This is a genomic window from Pseudomonas sp. SWRI51 (assembly GCF_014268825.1).
In the GTDB taxonomy this organism is placed as follows: domain Bacteria; phylum Pseudomonadota; class Gammaproteobacteria; order Pseudomonadales; family Pseudomonadaceae; genus Aquipseudomonas; species Aquipseudomonas farsensis.
The window spans coordinates 1-1,682 of sequence record NZ_JABWRG010000176.1; the positions used below are offsets into that span (position 1 = coordinate 1).

Below are 1,682 nucleotides of genomic sequence, written 5' to 3' on the forward strand. Positions count from 1 at the left end.
TCCACAACCAGCTTCTCGAAGTCGCCGCCGTCAGCCTTATCCACAGTGACGCTGAGTTTCTCAGCATCGATGTAGACATCGTCAGCCGGCGCATCGATGGAGATGCTGTTCTCGGTTTGGCCTTTGGCAATGGTGATGGTTTCGCCATTGCTCAGCTTGATGGTCACATCGCTGCCAGCTGGGTTCGACAAAGTGGCGGTGTAGGTGATCTTGCCACCTTCCGCGACTTCGCCAGTGGCGGTCAGCTTAAGCTCAGTGGTGTCTTCAGTGCCTGGACCTTGGGTCACGGAAGTAACTGGCTTACCTTCGCCAACGACTTTCTCGTAATTACCACCCGTAATTTCGTCGATGCTGTTGCTAACGTCCGGCTTGGTGTTATGGACGCTATTCGGCACGGTGTAGTCCACCGAACTCGACGACTGGCCAACCGGAATAGTGATGGTCTGGCCGTTGGCCAGTTTCACGACCAGGTCGCTACCAGTCACTTCGTGGTTTACCGAAGCGGTGTAGGTAATGGTGCCGCCTTCGGCTACCGAGTTATTGCTCGCAGTCAGGGTGACAGTCGACGTGTCGATGGTGTCAGTGACTTGGGTCTGGGCTGGAGTGCCGTCGACAACCAGCTTCGCGAAATCACCGCCCGTAGTTTTGTCCACAGTGACGCTGAGTGTTTCAGCGTCAATGTAAACGTCGTCAGCCGGCGCATCGATGGAGATGCTGTTTTCGGTCTGGCCTTTGGCAATGGTGATGGTTTCGCCATTGCTCAGCTTGACGGTCATGTCGCTGCCAGCTGGGTTGGTCAAGGTCACGGTGTAGGTGATCTTGCCGCCTTCCGCGACAGTATCGGTCGCCGTCAGCTTCAGCTCGGTGGTGTCGTCGGTTGCTGGGTTACCAATGACAACCGTAGTCGGTTTGCCTTCCCCTACTACCTTCTCGTAATTACCACCGGTTATCTCGGTAATGCTGTTGCTTGCGTCCGGCTTGGTCGCATGGACAGTGCTCGGCACGGTGTAATCCACCGAGCTCGACGACTGGCCTACTGGAATAGTGATGGTTTGGCCGTTAGCCAACTTCACAACCAGATCACTGCCGGTCACTTCGTGGTTAACCGAAGCGGTGTAAGTGATGGTGCTGCCTTCGGCAACTGGACCATTGCTGGCAGTCAGGGTCACCGTAGAGGTATCGATGGTGTCGGTGACGTCAGTAACGGCTGGAGTTTTATCCACAACCAGCTTCTCGAAGTCGCCACCAGTGGCTTTATCCACAGTGACGCTGAGTTTCTCGGCATCGATGTAGACATCGTCAGCCGGGGCATCAATCGAGATGCTGTTTTCGGTCTGGCCTTTTGCAATGGTGATGGTTTCACCATTACTCAGTTTGACAGTGACATCGCTGCCAGCTGGGTTGGTCAAAGTCACGGTGTACGTGATCTTGCCGCCTTCGGCCACGGTATCGGTCGCGGTCAGCTTCAGTTCGGTGGTGTCTTCGGTGCCTGGGCCCTGAGTTACGGAAGTAACTGGCTTGCCTTCACCGACGACTTTCTCGTAGTTACCACCAGTGATCTCGGTGATAGCGTTGCTCACGTCCGGTTTGGTCGTGTGGACGCTATTCGGCACGGTGAAGTCCACCGAGCTCGACGACTGGCCAACTGGGATGGTGATGGTCTGGCCGTTGGCCAGTTTCAC

The 1,682-nt window shown here is 55.7% G+C and carries 1 protein-coding gene; it reads right to left on the bottom strand.

Translation table 11 applies throughout. From position 1 onward, the window contains the following. On the bottom strand, positions 1-1,682 hold a 1,682-nt coding region (locus tag HU720_RS23890), incomplete at both ends, for an immunoglobulin-like domain-containing protein (protein ID WP_346656616.1).